Source organism: Sphingopyxis sp. MWB1, from assembly GCF_000763945.1.
Classification (GTDB): Bacteria; Pseudomonadota; Alphaproteobacteria; order Sphingomonadales; family Sphingomonadaceae; genus Sphingopyxis.
The window spans coordinates 635,170-650,545 of sequence record NZ_JQFJ01000002.1; the positions used below are offsets into that span (position 1 = coordinate 635,170).

General features: G+C 61.7%; 15 protein-coding genes and 1 tRNA gene. 6 read left to right on the forward strand and 10 right to left on the reverse strand.

Annotated elements, in window-relative coordinates; genetic code table 11:
* Window positions 1-15: 15 nt before the first annotated feature.
* A complete protein-coding gene (locus JV18_RS0103895; RefSeq protein ID WP_033073487.1) occupies window positions 16-339 on the reverse strand; it encodes a DUF736 domain-containing protein in 324 nt (107 codons plus the stop codon).
* A 567-nt stretch (window positions 340-906) separates the two neighbouring features.
* Between JV18_RS0103895 and JV18_RS15165 the strand changes: the two genes are divergently transcribed.
* Entirely contained in the window at window positions 907-1,356 is a 450-nt protein-coding gene (locus JV18_RS15165) for a hypothetical protein (RefSeq protein ID WP_144243859.1), read from the forward strand.
* The gene (locus JV18_RS0103900; RefSeq protein ID WP_033073488.1) at window positions 1,353-2,522 is read left to right on the forward strand and encodes a hypothetical protein; all 1,170 of its coding nucleotides are present in this window, start codon (window positions 1,353-1,355) and stop codon (window positions 2,520-2,522) included. Before JV18_RS15165 ends, JV18_RS0103900 begins: the two co-directional genes overlap by 4 nt.
* Window positions 2,523-2,631: 109 nt before the next feature.
* On the opposite strand, the gene JV18_RS0103905 is transcribed toward JV18_RS0103900, so the two are convergent.
* Both JV18_RS0103905 and JV18_RS0103910 read right to left on the reverse strand, forming a co-directional pair.
* Window positions 2,632-3,936: a tyrosine-type recombinase/integrase gene (locus JV18_RS0103905; RefSeq protein ID WP_081944670.1), complete on the reverse strand. Its 1,305-nt coding sequence runs from the start codon at window positions 3,934-3,936 to the stop codon at window positions 2,632-2,634.
* Between the two features lie 184 nt (window positions 3,937-4,120).
* Window positions 4,121-4,194 (reverse strand) — tRNA-Gly (locus tag JV18_RS0103910).
* A 100-nt stretch (window positions 4,195-4,294) separates the two neighbouring features.
* On the opposite strand from JV18_RS0103910, the gene dinB reads away from it, so the two are divergent.
* On the forward strand, window positions 4,295-5,431 hold the full coding sequence (dinB, locus tag JV18_RS0103915) for a DNA polymerase IV (RefSeq protein WP_081944671.1): 1,137 nt from the start codon (window positions 4,295-4,297) through the stop codon (window positions 5,429-5,431).
* A gap of 103 nt (window positions 5,432-5,534) precedes the next feature.
* On the opposite strand, the gene JV18_RS0103920 is transcribed toward dinB, so the two are convergent.
* From JV18_RS0103920 to JV18_RS0103935, 4 genes are read right to left on the reverse strand one after another with little or no spacing between them, the layout of a single operon-like run.
* Window positions 5,535-7,130: a peptide chain release factor 3 gene (locus JV18_RS0103920; protein WP_033073489.1), complete on the reverse strand. Its 1,596-nt coding sequence runs from the start codon at window positions 7,128-7,130 to the stop codon at window positions 5,535-5,537.
* 46 nt (window positions 7,131-7,176) lie between these two features.
* Window positions 7,177-8,538: a PepSY-associated TM helix domain-containing protein gene (locus tag JV18_RS0103925; protein WP_052071718.1), complete on the reverse strand. Its 1,362-nt coding sequence runs from the start codon at window positions 8,536-8,538 to the stop codon at window positions 7,177-7,179.
* The gene (locus JV18_RS0103930; protein WP_052071719.1) at window positions 8,535-9,119 is read right to left on the reverse strand and encodes a hypothetical protein; all 585 of its coding nucleotides are present in this window, start codon (window positions 9,117-9,119) and stop codon (window positions 8,535-8,537) included. The genes JV18_RS0103925 and JV18_RS0103930 overlap by 4 nt, the downstream gene beginning before the upstream one ends.
* Window positions 9,119-11,197 (reverse strand): TonB-dependent siderophore receptor, encoded by a 2,079-nt coding sequence (locus JV18_RS0103935; RefSeq protein WP_052071720.1) that lies wholly within the window; start codon window positions 11,195-11,197, stop codon window positions 9,119-9,121. Before JV18_RS0103935 ends, JV18_RS0103930 begins: the two co-directional genes overlap by 1 nt.
* A gap of 170 nt (window positions 11,198-11,367) precedes the next feature.
* On the opposite strand from JV18_RS0103935, the gene JV18_RS0103940 reads away from it, so the two are divergent.
* Together JV18_RS0103940 and JV18_RS0103945 are read left to right on the forward strand one after the other, a co-directional pair.
* Window positions 11,368-12,093, forward strand: a complete 726-nt coding sequence (locus JV18_RS0103940) for a hypothetical protein (RefSeq protein ID WP_033073490.1) — start codon at window positions 11,368-11,370, stop codon at window positions 12,091-12,093.
* A 120-nt stretch (window positions 12,094-12,213) separates the two neighbouring features.
* Entirely contained in the window at window positions 12,214-13,017 is an 804-nt protein-coding gene (locus tag JV18_RS0103945) for an enoyl-CoA hydratase-related protein (RefSeq protein WP_033073491.1), read from the forward strand.
* Window positions 13,018-13,116: 99 nt separating this feature from the next.
* On the opposite strand, the gene JV18_RS0103950 is transcribed toward JV18_RS0103945, so the two are convergent.
* Window positions 13,117-13,713 (reverse strand): HD domain-containing protein, encoded by a 597-nt coding sequence (locus JV18_RS0103950; RefSeq protein ID WP_033073492.1) that lies wholly within the window; start codon window positions 13,711-13,713, stop codon window positions 13,117-13,119.
* 167 nt (window positions 13,714-13,880) lie between these two features.
* On the opposite strand from JV18_RS0103950, the gene JV18_RS0103955 reads away from it, so the two are divergent.
* Complete coding sequence (locus JV18_RS0103955) at window positions 13,881-14,354, forward strand: RrF2 family transcriptional regulator (protein WP_033073493.1); 474 nt, start codon at window positions 13,881-13,883, stop codon at window positions 14,352-14,354.
* 82 nt (window positions 14,355-14,436) lie between these two features.
* Here the strand turns inward: JV18_RS0103955 and JV18_RS0103960 are convergent, their stop codons facing one another.
* Both JV18_RS0103960 and JV18_RS0103965 read right to left on the reverse strand, forming a co-directional pair.
* Window positions 14,437-14,673, reverse strand: a complete 237-nt coding sequence (locus tag JV18_RS0103960) for a hypothetical protein (RefSeq protein ID WP_033073494.1) — start codon at window positions 14,671-14,673, stop codon at window positions 14,437-14,439.
* Between the two features lie 153 nt (window positions 14,674-14,826).
* Window positions 14,827-15,204 carry a DUF3703 domain-containing protein gene (locus JV18_RS0103965; RefSeq protein WP_033073495.1) on the reverse strand — a complete coding sequence of 126 codons (378 nt, stop codon included), beginning with the start codon at window positions 15,202-15,204 and terminating at the stop codon, window positions 14,827-14,829.
* Window positions 15,205-15,376 lie beyond the last annotated feature (172 nt).

Consider the following 15,376-nt stretch of genomic DNA (forward strand, 5'->3'; position numbering starts at 1 on the left):
GGGCCGGTCGCCCGCTCAGTCGGCGGGGTTCCAGATCAGCGCATAGGCATCATCGCCATCCTGGCGGGCAGCGCGCCCGAGGTTGGCATAAAGCCGGCGCGGTCCGAACTCGGGAGCCGCGAGGCTCAGCGACACATAGCGTTCGCCCGAAGCTTGGCCGACGCGGATCCAGCCCGCACCGATTTCGACGCCTTCGGAATAGACCCGGTAGTCGGGCTGAACGTCGCCCGCCTTCGAGCGGTTGGTCCGGATTTCGATGCCTGCGCGGATCGAGAGGGTTTTAAGCTGGCCCACGAAGCCTGCTTCGATGGTGCCGTTCACAAAACCGATTGCTGCCATTGGTCGTCTCCTTGAATTAGCCGCGGGACCATCCCTGCGGCATGGGCGGACCAGGGGCCGGCGCGTGAGGGTCCCCGCGAACCCCAAAGGGGCCGCAGCACAAGCGGAGGAGTGCGGCGGCGCGATTATTTGAAGCGAAACGGCCGCGAGGAGCGTGCGCAGCACGCGGGGAAATAATCGCGCCGCCGCGCTTTCGCGGGACGCCGGCCCGGTTCAGGTCACATCGCCCGTCGCCGGGATGGTCCTGCGGTCGGTGCGGATGCGTCCATGCCAACATCGCGTGAGTGCGAGTGCGCGCTCGTTGGAGGCCGCTCTCGATCGTACAACGGGAATACTCCCGTTTTCAGCCGTAGGCGATCACGTAATCTCGCCCACAAAAGCGGACTTAGCTGAACAAGGAGGACTCTGTCTGGCGAAGCGGAGGCCGCTATAAATTGGCGTAAAACTGACATTTATTGCCCACGCGGTGGCGTTTGGCCATCATAGCGCGTCCCTCCGTGGGCATGGTTTCTGCCATCGACATGACTATAGCTTTTTTACGATATTCGTATATTTGACGGTCTTCGTATGGGGAACGCTACTAAGAACGATCAAAAAGACGATGCTACAGGGACGTTTCCGACGACCTTTCCCGCCAATTGTCCGGCGTTAGGGCAAGCCGTTGATGCGACAATCTTTCATGGTTGCGAACATACGCCGCCGGACGGCGACGACTTCGTTCCGTTCGCCTATTCCACCAATGAAGGTAGGCGAAAACGCGCCGCCCGCAAAGGATGCGATGGATGGGGCATTTCGTGCTGGATAAGCGAAACTGCGGCCCGTCACGCGCAAGAGGCATTTGGCTGGGCCGCACGGTGGCACATCTACAAGGGCGATGTGACTTCGAAGGACGGCAAGCTGGCGCATACGCCTTCGGGTAATCAAGCAGAACATCACACGTTTTGGTGCTATGACGGGGTGAGCATCAAGGAGCGTTTCGCGTATGCGCTCCCTCCAAATCATGGGTTCGGCAAATGAAGTGGGCCGATTGGACAACCGGGAATACCGCATGGCCGTTTGGGACGCTCGTTCCAGACGACGTGCTGTATGAGTTCGGTGGGCCAGCCATCTTCACAAAAAGCATTGGACTTGACGATTTTCTTTTTTACAAGTCTGATGAATACAGCGATGGAGATTACTTCGTTGCCGTGGGCGTTACACCTGATGAAATTGACGCCCTGAAGCGTGGTCGCCTTTCTATTCGGGGCGCGCTCAATCAGTCCAAATGCTATATATTCGATGTTGATCTTGACCTAAACGTTCGGCGTTTTGAGCGAAAGAAGATATCGCAACTCGCCTCGCTTCTTCCGAGTAGCGGCGTTCCGCTATACGCTAATTTTAAGACCGCGCCTGATTCTGTCGTGCAATCTACGTCGCCGCTCGCGTTCAAATTTTTTGGCGATGAGTTGCAAGACGGTTTGATGCCGTTGGATATTTTCAAGACGCTCGTAACCAACGTATATGATGTTGTGCGCCGTTCATTCGTTCCGCCGTCACTTAGCGCGAGCAGAGCGGGAGATTTACTAGCATTTCCGATGCGTCAACCTGTGCTAGCTAGTTTGCTAATTGCGATTGATCATCCGTCGATTGACGTGGGCCGACTTCGTCGTAGAAACAGCACAAAGGGTCTGGACCCCAATCAACTTGTGGTTGAAGCTGAAGCGGAAGGCGCGCGGTTTGTTGAGAGTGTTGAGCGAACTGTTGATGTAGCTATGGCGGGGAAAGTCACAAAGACTTTTGCGCGGGATAATTTTTCATTGTTTGATAACATTAATGATATTGTGCCCGGTGAGCATGGCGACGTTTCAAAGCTTCAACTGTCTTCCTATCTAGCTGGACAAGATGTTTTCATCGAACTTGATCGTGAAGTCGGTGAAAAAATCCGTTTTGCTTATAAATCCGTTCGCGACAAGTCCGTTGATATCACTGGCGTGATTGTTGGCATGATTGAGAAAAGCCGCTCGTTGATCCTTCGGAACCGTTTTGGGCGTGAAGTGACATGTTACTTCGTTCCTTCGATTTACGACGACCTTCTTGTGCGAGGGGAATTATTCATCGGTCGTCGGTTGTTAGTGTCCGGCGGGTTTCAAAAGCGCGACAATCGCGACCTAATCAAAGTCGATGGTGCCCCCAAGCTTCTTTGATGGCGGAACCTACGTCCGCCATAATCGCGAGTGGCAACTAACCGATTCTGTGAATCCTAACCCGACATTCTGCTGTCGCCCAGTGCGTCTCAAAAATGGAGATCGACCGTTACCGCCGCCTAGAGGAACGACGCCAACCATTCTCCGGCCGGATCAGCACCGAACCAGGGTCGGTACAAGGCTCTACTGCTTTTATGATTTGTCGAGTGTCAGCGCCCGTTCCCGCTCTTAACTCGTCCAGATAATCAGACCACCATTGCGCCATGGCGACGCGCTCCTCCCAATGAGCGCCGCGGTGGTATGCAGCTCGCACGCGGTTGTTATCGCCGTGGGCAAGCGCCCGCTCGATCGCGTCGTAGGACCATTTCCCTGATTCATTTAGCAGCGTACTGGCCATGGCCCGGAAGCCGTGGGCCGTCATCTCGCTGCTGGTATATCCCATCCGACGCAGCGCGGCGTTCATAGTGTTGTCGGACATCGGTCGCTTCCTCGACCACAAGGAAGGAAAGATGTAGCTCCAAGGTTTGGTGATCTCGCGGATTTGCTCAAGGAGCGCCACGGATTGGCGGGACAGCGGCACGTTATGCGGCTTGCGCATCTTCATCTTCTCGGCTGGGATGGTCCAAACACGCGCATCAAGATCAAATTCTTCCCACTGGGCCGTGCGAAGTTCCCCCGGGCGGACGAAGACGTGCGGCGCCAATTTCAAAGCCCAGTCCGTCATTCCCTGGCTCTTGTAGCCATCGATGGCACGAAGAAGCGGCCCGACCTGGCTTGCATCCGTGATCGCTCCATAATGAGTGACGGTCGGATTGATGAGCGCGCCGCGCAAATCCCGCGTCGGGTCGGATCGTGAGCGCGCCGTCGCGACGGCATAGCGGAAGACCGACCCTGCTAACTGCATCGTGCGTCGCGCACTTTCGAGTTTGCCCTGCGCTTCGATCTTCCGCACAGCGGCCAAGACATCGATCGGCTCAATCTCCTGGATCGGCATCTTTCCAATGCTGTTATCGAGAAGGCTGAGCAGATACTCGCATCGCCTCGCAGTCGATGGTGCCCACGCCTTGTCGCCATCGCGGCGGCGCTTGTCGCAATACTCTCGCGAGATGCCCGAGAAGGTATTTTCAACGCTGGCGTGGGCACGCAGCTTGTTGCGCTTCTTCTCATAGGATGGATCGATGCCCTTGGTAATCATGTTGCGCGCCTCGTCGCGCTGAACGCGGGCATCGCGAAGGGAGACGCGAGGATATGGTCCGAAGCTCAGCTTCTTCTCGCGCCCATCGAATCGGTACTTCATTTTCCAATGCTTGCTGCCGTTGGGCATGATGTGGATATAAAGACCTTCGCTGTCGGCCATCTTGTAGGGCTTGTCGCGCGACTGAGCATGGCGAACGGCAGAATCGGTTAGTGGCATCACGATCTCTCCATTTGGCCGACTCCAATTTGGAGCGGAGGATCGGCAAAAATCGTCCCCGATAGGGGCCCCTTTTTGGAGGCGCTGCCATGAGATAATATGACACGCGACGAGCCGATAAATGGCAGATTACCGCCATTTTTTCGGTTTTGTAAATGGTGTGAGACGCCCTGAAATTGGCTTCTGGAGCGGGTAGCGGGAATCGAACCCGCCTAGCTAGCTTGGAAGGCTAGAGCATTACCACTATGCTATACCCGCATATCCAAGGTGGCGGCGATTGCCATTTTGGCGGGGCTTCGTCAAGCATATCTGTCGCCGCAGCATTGAGAACATTGCGCGAACATGATATGCGAGGCGTGTGAGCAGCAACGAAGATGGTGATGATCCCGCGCCCGAGGCCCCGGTGCGCAAAATCATCCATGTCGACATGGACGCCTTTTTTGCCTCGGTCGAGCAGCGCGACAATGTGGCGCTGCGCGGCAAGCCCGTGGCCGTCGGCGGTTCCTCGCGCCGGGGGGTGGTCGCGGCGGCTTCCTATGAAGCGCGCAAATTTGGCGTGCGTTCCGCCATGCCCAGCGTCACCGCAAAGCGCCAATGCCCCGATCTGATTTTCGTGCCGCATCGTTTCGAGGTGTACCGCGAAATTTCGCAGCAGATCCGCGCCATTTTTCGTGACTATGCCGATGAGGTCGAGCCGCTGTCACTCGACGAAGCCTATCTGGATGTCAGCAGCGACAAGGCCGGATTGGGCAGCGCGACGGCGACGGCGCGCGAAATTCGCGCGCGCATCCGCGCCGAAACCGGGCTGACCGCCTCTGCCGGCGTTTCCTATAATAAATTCATCGCCAAACTGGCGTCGGACCAGAATAAGCCCGACGGGCTGACCGTCATTCCCCCCGGCAAGGGGGCTGCCTTTGTCCAGACGCTGTCGATCCGGCGCTTTCACGGCATTGGTCCGGTAACCGCGGCAAAGATGGAGGGGCTGGGCATTTATTCGGGCGCCGACCTCGCGGCAAAGGATAGGACGTGGCTGGCCCGGCATTTCGGCAACAGCGCCGAATGGCTGTATAATCTGGCGCGCGGGATCGACCACCGCCGGGTCAAATCGCACCGCCCGCTGAAATCGCTGGGCGGCGAGCGGACCTTTTTCAACGATCTGGTCAGCGACGGAGAAATTGAGGAAGCGCTGGCGCATGTCTGCACCGTGGTCTGGGATCGCGCCGCCAAAAAGGGCGCGCGCGGACGCACGGTGACGCTGAAGCTGCGCTATGCCGATTTTCGCACCATCACCCGCGCCCGATCTTTTCCGCGACCCATTGAGGATGGCGCGGCGTTGCTCGCGGCGGCACAGGCCATTCTGGCACCGCTGCTGCCCGTTGAGCAGGGGGTGCGGCTGCTCGGCGTTACGCTGAGCAAGTTCGAGGGCGCGGCCGAGCGGCAGGAAGCGGAGGCGCCAGCAGAAGATGCGGCGGGCGACCTGCTGAGCTTGATTTGAGGGCTGTGGCGTCGCCGCGAAGGCCGGGACCGACATAGCACAGGACGCGGAAGGGCGATGGCGGCCCCCGCCTTCGCGGGGGCGACGGTGGATTGGTGGGCGGTCAGCCCTCGCCTGCGAAGACGCGTTCCTTGGTGGCAGTGAAGCGGATCCCAGGGTGGCGCTGGGTGACATAGCCGACTTCCCACGCATCCTTGGCCATGAAGACGGGCGCGCCGTCGCGGTCGGTCGCGCTCGCGCCGCGATTATCGGCCTGAAATTGCTTGAGCGCCGCCGCGTCGTCGCTCGCAATCCAGCGCGCCGTGTCCCAGGGGGAGGCCTCCAGCTTGGCTTCCACCTTATATTCGGCCTCCAGCCGGCTGATGAGCACGTCGAGCTGAAGCTGGCCGACGACGCCGACGATCATGTTCGCGCCGATTTCGGGGTAGAAGACCTGGATAATCCCCTCCTCCGCCATATCGTCGAGCGCTTTGCGAAGCTTTTTGGTCTGGGTCGGGTCGACGAGCGCGACGCGGCGCAAAATTTCGGGCGCGAAATTGGGAAGGCCGGTGATGGTGACATCGCTGCGTTCGGATAATGTATCGCCAACGCGCAGCGTGCCATGGTTTGGAATGCCGATGATATCGCCCGGCCAGGCTTCTTCGGCCATTTCGCGGTCCTGCGCGAGGAAGAGCATCGGGCGGCTGATCGCAATCGCCTTGCCCGTCCCGCCCTGCGTCAGCCGCATGCCGCGCGTGAATTTGCCCGAGCAAAGCCGCATGAAGGCAATGCGGTCGCGGTGGGCGGGGTTCATATTCGCCTGCACCTTGAACACAAAGCCGGTGACGGCGGTGTCATCGGGGTCGACCGGCGCAGGCTCGGCCGGCTGCGGCTGCGGCCCCGGCGCATGGACGGCGAGCGCGTTCAGCAGCTCTTCAACGCCGAACTCCTTGAGCGCCGATCCGAAATAAACGGGGGTGAGGTCCCCGCCGCGATAGGCGGCGGCGTCAAAGGGGGCATAGCCCGCCCCGGCCAGTTCGACCTCTTCGTTAAACTGTTCGAGCGCGCGGGTATCGACCGCGGCGGCGAGGCGGGGGTCGTCATGGCCCGACAGCGCGAGGCGCTCGCCCTCAAAAGCGCGCGAGGCTTCCTTGCCCGGCAGCGCCAGCGAAGGATTCACGAGATCGTAGAGGCCCGAAAACGTCCCGCCCATGCCGACGGGCCAGTTCATCGGGCACACATCGAGCGCGAGCCGGTCGGCAACTTCGTCGAGCAGTGCGAAAGGCGCCTGCCCTTCGCGATCGACCTTGTTGATGAAGGTGATGATCGGCACCGAGCGCAGGCGGCAAACTTCGAACAATTTGAGCGTCTGCGGCTCGATGCCCTTGGCGGCGTCGATCACCATAACCGCGCTGTCGACCGCGGTCAGCGTGCGATAGGTATCCTCGCTGAAATCCTCGTGCCCCGGCGTATCGAGCAGGTTGAAGGTCAGCCCGGCATGATCGAAGGTCATAACCGAGGAGGTGACCGAGATGCCGCGCTGCTGCTCGATCTTCATCCAGTCCGATCGCGCGCGCCGCGCCTGCCCGCGCGCCTTGACCTCGCCCGCCATATGAATGGCGCCGCCCGCGACGAGCAATTTCTCGGTCAGCGTCGTTTTACCCGCGTCGGGGTGCGAGATGATGGCGAAGGTGCGGCGGTCGGGACGAGCGTTGGACATGGCGCGGGCGCGTAGCAGGCCCGGGGCTGGCTGGGAAGAGGCTGGCTCAGACGATGAAGGCAGCCAGCCCGGCGATGAACGCTGCGAGCGCCGAAAGCCAGCAGGCGCGTTGCAGCATCGGCTTGACCGGCCGCCACCGCGCCGCAACGGTCGCTGCAAGGAGCAGCAGCCCAAGCCCGATCCAGAAAATGGCCGTCAGCGGCGCCGCATTGCCCAGCACGATGCGGGCGACAAAGCAGAGCGCCAGCACCGTCGGCGTGCCCCACACGACGCCGTCCCACCAGCCGCGCAGCCGCGGTTGGAGCACCCCGCGCCGCTCGCGCTTGCCGAGCCAGATCGACATGCCCGTCGCGGTCACGACGCAGAGCGCAAGGCCCAGCAGCGCATAGACGATCTTGACCGGCAGCCCGCCATAATTGCCGAAATGCAGATGATAGTTGGAAGCGGCAAGCTGTTGCCCGAGCTTGCCATCGGCCAGCCCCGCGCTGCCGGTAAAGCGTCCGGTATCGTCGAAATAATAATTTTCGCCATAGATCAGCCGCCGCGGATGTTCGGCGATAATCTGCACCATCTGTCCGCGCGTTTCGGGGTCATGCACGATGACATAATAGGGATGAACGCCGGGAAAGCGCGCCTCCATCGTGCGGAGCGCTGCGGCGATGTCGGGCAAGGGCGCCCTGGCGGGGTCCACTTCGGCATCCTTGCCGAAAATGGGGGTGTAAACCCGCTCTATCTCGCCCTTGTAAAAGCCTTCGGCCAGGCCATAGCTGACAACCGAGCCAAGGCCGATCACCGCGCCGGTCAGCGCAATGGCGATGGCAAAGGGCAAGGTCCACACCCCCAGCCGGTTGTGCCAGTCGGCGATCCCGACCCCGCCATTGCTGCGCGCGCGCAAACGAAAGGCATCGCGGAAAATACGCGGATGCGCGAGCACGCCCGACAGCGCCAGCGCCACCATCATCACCCCCAGCGCCCCGACAATGGTGATCCCCAACGTCGAGGGCAGGTGGAGCCGGTAATGGAGATGCAGCAGGAAATCGGCCCAGGCATTCTGCTCGCTGACCACAAGCCGCCCGCTCGCATCGGCGTGGGCGGCCTGCGTGTCGGTGATTACGGTGGTGCGCGGCAGGTCGCCGGTCGGCAAATGCACATAAAGATGGGTGGTCGGCGGCGTTCCTGCTTTTTGTTCGCGCGCCAGCATTTCCGCGGCGGCGCGCGCGACCGCTTCGGGCGCCACCGCGCTCATTTCGGGCGCGGCAGGCTGTTCGACCCGCTGCCACTCGTCATAAAAGACGAGCAGGACGCCGGTAACGCTGATCAGATAAAGCAACGCCCCCGCGAGCAAGCCGATGGCGGCATGCCCTGACAGCGCCCGCTGGACGAGCTGCTTGTCGATAGTGAAACTCATAAACTTCCCCCCGCCAGCGTAGCCGCCGTTCCCCCGATCAGGGGAAGCGCGAGCCAGACCCATTGCCGCATCCGGCGTGTTTCAAGCAACAGGATCGTGGCGAGCAGCGCCCAGAAGATCGGCACCGCCATGAAAGCCAGCACATTGGCATCGGCGTCCGCCCAGCCGAGCGCTCCGGCCCCGGCGCGCAGCGCAAAAGCCGCAAAGGTGGCGGCAAGAAAGGCAAGCGGAACGCTGATCACAAAGGTCATCAGGCGCGCGCCAAGGCGTAGCGGCTCCTGCCCCTCCGGCAGCATGTGTACCCGCCGCTGCGAGGCGGCCGGCACGCGTCCCGCCGGGGCGGTCCACGCCGCCTGCCCAAGGAAGACCGCGGCGAGCGTCATGGCGGCGAGCGAGGCGATGGCAACGCCCCAGGCCCCCTGCCCCGCCCCCGCGATCAGCACGCCCGCGAAGAGCAGCGCCCAGGCCAGCCCGTTCGCTGTTGCCTTGCGGCGCGGCAAGTTCCACGCGCGGCGCAGCAAGGCCACGCCGCCAGCGCTGGCGATACTTCCCGCCGCAACCAGCATCGCCCCGCCGTCCATCAGAAGCGATAGCCCAATGTGCCCATCACATTGCGCGGCGCGCCGACAAAGCAGTCGCCGCGAGCAAGGCAGGAGGCGTAATAGTCATTGTCGAACAAGTTGGTGGCGTTGACCGCAAAGCGCCAATTGTTCCAGCTGATCTCCGCCAGCGCATCGACCGTGGTGCGCGCCGGGGTGGTGATCGACCAGACGGGGCTCGTCGATACGCTTTTGCCGCTATAGACGACCCCCGCGCCAAGGCGGAGCTGCGCGCCGCCCGCCGTACCAAAGCTTTTGATCGACCAGAGCGAAGCGGTGTGGCGCGGCATATAGTTGAGGCTGGTGTCGCTTTCCGATTCCAGCTTGGAATAGCCATAATTGGCGAGCAGCTCGAAATTCTCGGGCAGCGTGTGGCTCGCCTCAAGCTCGACCCCCTTGGTGTCGAGTACGCCCGACTGGGTGGTGCCGCCGCCGGGAAGGTAAAGGACGCGGTTGCGCTCCTTGATCTTGAAGGCCGTGGCGGTGACGAGGGTGTTGGGCGCCGGCTGCCACTTCACCCCGGCTTCAAACTGGGTGCCGGTCTGCGGGACATAGGGGTCGCCGAAGCTGCCGTCACCATTGTCGATCCGCCCTGCCACCGGCAGGAAGCTTTCAGTGTAGCTGAAGAAGGGGGAAAGGCCCGCGCCAATTTCGCCGATGATGCCCGCGCGGAAAGTGGTGGCATTATCCTTTTGCCCCGACGATCCGGTCACCCGGTCACGCCGGGCGCCCAGCACGACCGAGACGCGGTCGAAAAAGCGGATCTGGTCCTGGACATAGAGGCCCAATTGCTTCTGGCTTTCCACCGCAAAGGGGCCGCTCGGTTCATAGGATTGCAGTGCATCGCCGTCGATGTCGTACAGGTCGACAATCTCGAAGCCGCGCACCTGCCGCTTCTGCACCTTGTTCCAGCTATAATCGAGCCCGACGAGCAGCTTGTGCTCGATATTGACGCCGGTGTTGAAATCGATCTGCAGATTATTGTCGGTCGAAAACACATTCATCCGCGCATCGCTGGCGCTCGCGATCAAGCCGATCGTCCGGCCATCGGTCCCATAGACCGAAAAGGGATCCTGCGGGTTCGAATAGCTGTCGGCATAATGGGTCTTATACTCAAGGTCGCTGTCGATATAGCGCGCCTTGAGGCTGAGCTGCACGGCTTCGGAAAAACGGTGCGTCACCGACCCGCCGCCCTGGAGCAGACGGCCATCATAACGGTCCCAGCCGGGCTTGCCGACAAAGGGATAGCGGCCAAGCTGCTCGCCCGCGACAGGGTTGGGGCGGAAGGTGCCGATGATCGGCAGGAATTGCGAGGTCGAGCCGGTATCATCCTCCTGATAGAGGCCGGAGAGGACCACATCGGTATCGGGGGTCGGCTGCCAGCGGATCGAGGGCGCGATCATCACCCGGTCGTCGGGCACATGATCGACATAGGTGTCGGCATCGCGCGCACGGCCGACAAGGCGGACCGCCAGATTGTCCGAGGCGGCGAGGTTGATGTCGCCGAGCACTTCCTTGCGGTCATGGCTGCCATAGACAAGGCTCATTTCGCCCTGCGTCGTAAATTCGGGCGTCTTGCTGACGAGGTTGATGATGCCGCCGATCGACCCTTGCCCGAACAGCACCGATGCCGGGCCGCGCACGACCTCTACGCGCGAGAAATTATAGGGGTCCGCAGTGATCGAGGCATAATAGCTGAAGATATCGCGCATACCGTCGCGAAACTGGAGCGCCTCCAGCCCGCGCACGCTGAAGCTGTTGACGCGCGTGTCGCGGCCATAGGGGCTGGCCACAACGCCTGCGGCATATTTAACCGTATCGCTGATGCTGATCGCGCCTTGCGCTTCATATTGCTCGGCGGTCACGACCTTGACCGGTTGCGGCAATTCGGTGAGCGCCGTGTCGGTCTTGGTCCCGGCATAGCCAGTGACCACAATCGTATCGCCCTCTGCACCGGCATCGGCTGCGGCATCGGCTGCAACGTCGTCGGCAGCGGCGGCAAAGGCGGGCGATACACAAAGCGCGGAACAGGCCAGCAAAGCGAATTTGGTGAATTTCATAAAAGCCCTTTTGGATGACGGAGCCCCGACGCCCCGTTCGAGTCGCCGACCCCACTAATGCGAGTCACTTTCATTATCAACTCTTGTGTACGCCAAAGCTGAACCAGATCGAGGCAGGACAAGTTAACCGGGGGGTGGCGGCACGGCCCGTAAAAGCCCTAGATAGGCCGATGCGATTCCCGCTTTTTCCCCTCGCCCTTTCCGCGCTCCTCGCTGTCCCGACGGCGGCAGGAGCGAAGCCCGGCACCGACGCGAGCGGGCGCGCGGTGGTCGTCGATGATGCTCGCGAAGACGCGTTAGAGGAGGGCCTGCCTCCCTTTGGCGATTACCGCATTGCCGATGGTCCCGATGTTGGCGGCGGGCTGCGGATCGCGGCCGAAGGGCATTTCTTCTACAGGCTCGTCGCCGGGGCACTCGACCAGCGCGCCGAGGGGCGCTGGGAAAAGCGCGGCGAGGCCTTTTGCCTGATCACCGAGCCAAAACCGATACCGCCGCTGTTCAGCCGGGTGGCGCCGGTCGCCGTCGATGGCCGCATCCCCACCATCTTCGCCAGCTGGCCGCGCGGAACGGGAATTGCCGGTATCGATTTCGTAATCGGCTTTGACGAAGGCGAACCAATCCACGGCTATACCCAGACCGATGGCTGGATGCTGCCTGCCGAAGAGACGCGCACCCCGCGCTGGGTCGAGGTGCGCGAGCCCGTCCATGATGTAACCGCGCCGCGCTTCCTGCTCGATGAAAGTGACGGTGGACGGCTGCACGTGCGCCTTACCCCCAATCATATGGGTATTATGGATTTTGACGGGACAAGCTGCGTGCAGCGCATGGGCGATGCTTTCCGGCTTGATCACCCCGATGGGCCGCTCCGCCTGCAATGGATGGGCGGGGAGGAATAGCCCCCCTCTCCCCCCTTGCGCCGGGACGTCAAATCGGTCACAAGTTTACGTGAACGTAAAGGTAAGGCTTGTCCGCGCCATCCAAAACCAAAGAGCAAGACCAGAGAGGATGTCTTCCCCATGACCGACCTGCCCAGCTTTGAGATGATCAAGCTCGAATGCGCCGACAATGTTGCGACCATCACGCTCAACCGGCCCGACCGGCTCAATTCGATGCCCCCCGCCATGGCCGACGAAATTCGCGCCGCGCTCGACTGGATGGGCGTGCTCGGCGCGCGCGCGCTGCTGATCACTGGCGAAGGGCGCGGCTTCTGTTCGGGCGCCGATCTGGGCGGCGACCGCAGCGCATCGGCCACGGGCGGCGGCGCGAACAGCCGCAAGGCGTTGCGGAGCCATTATAATCCGATGCTGCTCGCGCTCGCCAATCTCGACATTCCGGTCGTCACCGCGGTCAATGGCCCGGCGGCGGGCGTGGGGTGCAGCTTTGCCCTGTCGGGCGACTTCACCCTTGCAGGCAAAAGCGCCTATTTTCTGCAGGCATTCGTCAATATCGGACTGGTGCCCGATGGCGGCTCCTCCTGGCTGCTGCCGCGCCTCGTCGGCGTGCCGCGCGCCTTGCAGATGATGATGCTGGGCGAAAAAATCGGCGCCGATCAGGCCGCCGAATGGGGCATGATCTATAAAAGCGTCGCGGACGACGCGCTGATGGACGGAGCGCGCGCGCTGGCGCAGCGGCTCGCGCAGGGGCCGACACTGGCGCTCGGCACGATGCGCAAGATTTTGCGCGACGGCCTGTCGCAAAGCTATGCCGACACGCTCGATGCCGAAGCCAAGGGGCAATATATCGCCGGCAACAGCGCCGATGCGGTCGAAGGCGTCATGGCCTTTGTCCAGAAGCGCAAGGCGGCGTTCAAGGGCGCCTGACGCGCCCTCTCCTTCTATCCCGACCGTCATTGCGAGCCCGGCAAAGCCGGGCGCAGCAATCTCCCGTCCGCTGGCTTCCCGCAAGGACAGGCAGGCCGACTATTCCGCCTCGGCCATCACCTTCTTGTAGATGCTCTGCTTGGGCTTGGCGCACAGGCGCATCACCATCGGCTCGAAAAATTCGAGCGGCAGCGTGTCATAGTCGGGGTCAAAAGCCGGCTGGTCATATTTTTCGCAGAAATCGACGCACGCCTGATAATAGGGATGATCCCTATATTCCTCGCGCATGTCGCGGTTGAGGCCGATATAATGAAAGAAATAATGGCCCTGAAAAATGCCGTGATGCTGCACGATCCAGTGATTTTCCTCTGACAAAAAGGGTTTGAGGATCGCGGCGGCAATATCGGGGTGATTATAAGCGCCCAGCGTGTCGCCAATATCGTGGAGCAGCGCCATGACGACATATTCCTCATCGCGCCCGTCGCGATGCGCGCGCGTGGCGGTTTGCAGGCAATGCGTCAGCCGATCGACCGGAAAGCCGCCATAATCGCCCGCGAGCAGCTTGAGATGCGCCAATATGCGCGCGCCATTGTCGGGCGCGAACTGCCTTTGCTCGGCGGCGATAATATCCCAGTCCTGCTGCGTTCCCTCGGTCATGGCGCGGAATTTGGCGCGCGGATGCGACATGTCGTTCATCGTCTGGCTCTCCCTTGTGGGACCGAGATTAATGCACTGGTTGCATTTTGCAACGGCTCTCCCCCAAGGCCGCTATGAGTGGCGACATGCGCTTTTTCGGTCACAGCCGGGGAAATCTCATCCAGACAGGTTGAATTAAGCAAATTTATGGCTCACTAGGCCCCGTCATGCTTTCGCAAAAGACTCGCTACACCATCCGGGCGTTCCAGCATCTTGCCGACCATTGGGGCAAGGGGCAGGTGCAGCTTGCCGATATTGCCGAGGCACAGAATATCCCTCCCAAATTTCTGACCGTCATCCTGTCGGAAATGGCGCGCGAAGGATTGCTGATTTCGCAGCGCGGCCGCGATGGCGGCTATCAGCTTGCGCTGCCCCCGGTCGATATCAGCTATGGCGACCTCGTCCGGCTGACGCGCGGCTCGCTCGCGCTCGTTCCCTGCGCGAGCCGCAACGCGCATGAACATTGCAAAAATTGCCTGCCCGAATCCGAATGCCGGATGCGCAGCCTGATGCTGAAGGTGCGCGACGACACCGCCGCCATCCTCGACCGCATCACCCTCGCCGACCCCATTCGCATGGAGCCGGTCTTTGATCCGGGCAGCGAAAGCACCGCGCGGTCGGAAATGGAAACGGCCGTCTGACGCGGAAACACTGAGACGCGCCGCCAAAGAAAAGGCCGCCAATGCGGCGGCCTTTATATTATTCGATCACCAGGGCGGTTGATCAGGGGCTGACCGGATCGTCATCATTGTCATCGGCCGCCAGAACCATGGCCGTTACGCCGCCGATCAGGCCGATCAGACCGATAATCCAGCTTGCATTTCCGCTCAATTCGCTTTGATCGCTTGCGGACGAGATATCCACGCCCTGCGCGGCGACTGGGGCCGCCAAAGCGGCAACGGGGGCTGTCACCACGCTAGTGGCAGCGAGAATGGCGGCGGTTTTCTTAAGAAAAGGCATGTCTTCCTCCTTCCGGGATCGTACCGTGCGGCATGATCATGGCGCCAGCGAAACGTCTCACTGATTAATATGATCCGCTTTTCGGCCCGGTCAGGGCACCGTTCGTCGCCTAACGCGCCCGAAAATGGAAGTATTGGACCGCGGACCAAAGGGTCATTCCCGTCCTAGCCTCCCCTCAGCGCCCAGCGCCCGGGCGAGTATCGCCTGGATATCGGGCGGAACAGCCATGGGTGCGAAAGCGCTGACCCGCGCCCGTCCGTTGTTCCCGGCTGGTGTGCGCCCCGTCACCGCGCCCAGCGGCGCCAGCGCCAACCGCAAGGCTTGTCCCGCGACTTCCCGGATGTCGCCCAGTCGAAGGGCATAAATCAGCATCCAGCCATGGACACGCAGATGCGGAATCAACAGCGGCTGCGACAGGATATGCGCGCGCTCGAGCGCGCGCCAGGCTCCAGCCGGATCGCCAGTCCCCGCCGCCGCAACAAAGCGGCTCCGCTCCGCCGCAACCGCCCTTTTCAACAGCAAATCGTCCATGATCCCGCCCTTTCCGCAAATGGTGCGGGCGCCGATTTAACGCCTGTAGCCGCTACAGGGTCAAGCCCGCCAAGGGGACGGGCTGTCCCGGCAATCGACAGGGCGCGGAGGAAACCGCTCTGAAACCATGCCGATTTACTTTGCATCGGGTGCCCCATCGCGAATCCATCAA